The sequence below is a fragment of the Streptomyces sp. NPDC057654 genome (assembly GCF_042800135.1).
GTDB lineage: Bacteria > Actinomycetota > Actinomycetes > Streptomycetales > Streptomycetaceae > Streptomyces.
Genome location: NZ_JBHVHQ010001388.1, coordinates 1 through 1,360, shown reverse-complemented (window position 1 = coordinate 1,360; position 1,360 = coordinate 1). Strand labels below are relative to the sequence as shown.

1 protein-coding gene is annotated in these 1,360 nt (G+C 69.6%); it reads left to right on the top strand.

Going from position 1 to position 1,360, the window contains the following annotated elements:
- A partial coding sequence (gene rho, locus ACFU99_RS43840; protein WP_384404399.1) for a transcription termination factor Rho occupies window positions 1-1,318 on the top strand: 1,318 nt, incomplete at its 5' end.
- Window positions 1,319-1,360: the final 42 nt, after the last annotated feature.

Below are 1,360 nucleotides of genomic sequence, written 5' to 3'. Positions count from 1 at the left end.
CGGTGGCGGCCAGCAGGGCGGCAACCGGCAGCAGCGCGACAACCGCGACAACCGCGGTGGCGGCGGCCAGCAGGACGACGATGATTTCGAGGGCGGCCGCCGCGGCCGGCGCGGGCGTTACCGCGACCGCCGCGGGCGCCGGGGCCGCGACGACTTCGGCAACGAGCCGCAGGTCAGCGACGACGATGTGCTGATCCCCGTCGCGGGCATCCTCGACATCCTCGACAACTACGCGTTCATCCGGACGTCCGGCTACCTGCCCGGCCCCAACGACGTGTACGTCTCCCTCGCCCAGGTCCGCAAGAACGGCCTGCGCAAGGGCGACCACATCACCGGCGCCGTGCGGCAGCCCAAGGACGGCGAGCGCCGCGAGAAGTTCAACGCGCTCGTGCGCCTCGACTCGGCCAACGGCATGGCGGCCGAATCCGGGCGCGGGCGGCCGGAGTTCGGCAAGCTCACCCCGCTCTACCCGCAGGACCGGCTGCGCCTGGAGACCGACCCGGGCGTGCTGACGACCCGGATCATCGACCTGGTCGCGCCGATCGGCAAGGGCCAGCGCGGGCTCATCGTGGCCCCGCCGAAGACCGGCAAGACCATGATCCTCCAGGCGATCGCCAACGCCATCACGGTCAACAGCCCCGAGTGCCACCTGATGGTCGTCCTGGTCGACGAGCGTCCGGAAGAGGTCACCGACATGCAGCGGTCGGTCAAGGGCGAGGTCATCTCCTCGACCTTCGACCGCCCGGCCGAGGACCACACCACCGTCGCCGAGCTGGCCATCGAGCGCGCCAAGCGCCTCGTCGAGCTCGGCCACGACGTGGTCGTCCTGCTGGACTCCATCACCCGCCTGGGACGCGCGTACAACCTCGCCGCGCCCGCCTCCGGACGCATCCTCTCCGGCGGTGTCGACTCGACCGCGCTCTACCCGCCGAAGAAGTTCTTCGGCGCCGCGCGCAACATCGAGGACGGCGGCTCGCTGACCATCCTGGCCACCGCGCTGGTCGACACCGGCTCGCGGATGGACGAGGTGATCTTCGAGGAGTTCAAGGGCACCGGCAACATGGAGCTCAAGCTCGACCGGAAGCTCTCCGACAAGCGCATCTTCCCGGCGGTGGACGTGGACGCGTCCAGCACCCGCAAGGAGGAGATCCTGCTCAACTCGGAGGAGCTCGCGATCGTCTGGAAGCTCCGCCGGGTGCTGCACGCGCTCGACTCGCAGCAGGCCATCGAGCTGCTTCTGGACAAGATGAAGCAGACGAAGTCGAATGCCGAGTTCCTGATGCAGATCGCCAAGACGACGCCGAACGGCAACGACTGAGCCCGTCCCGGCACCGCATCGGCCGCGCGCCGCGTTTAATCC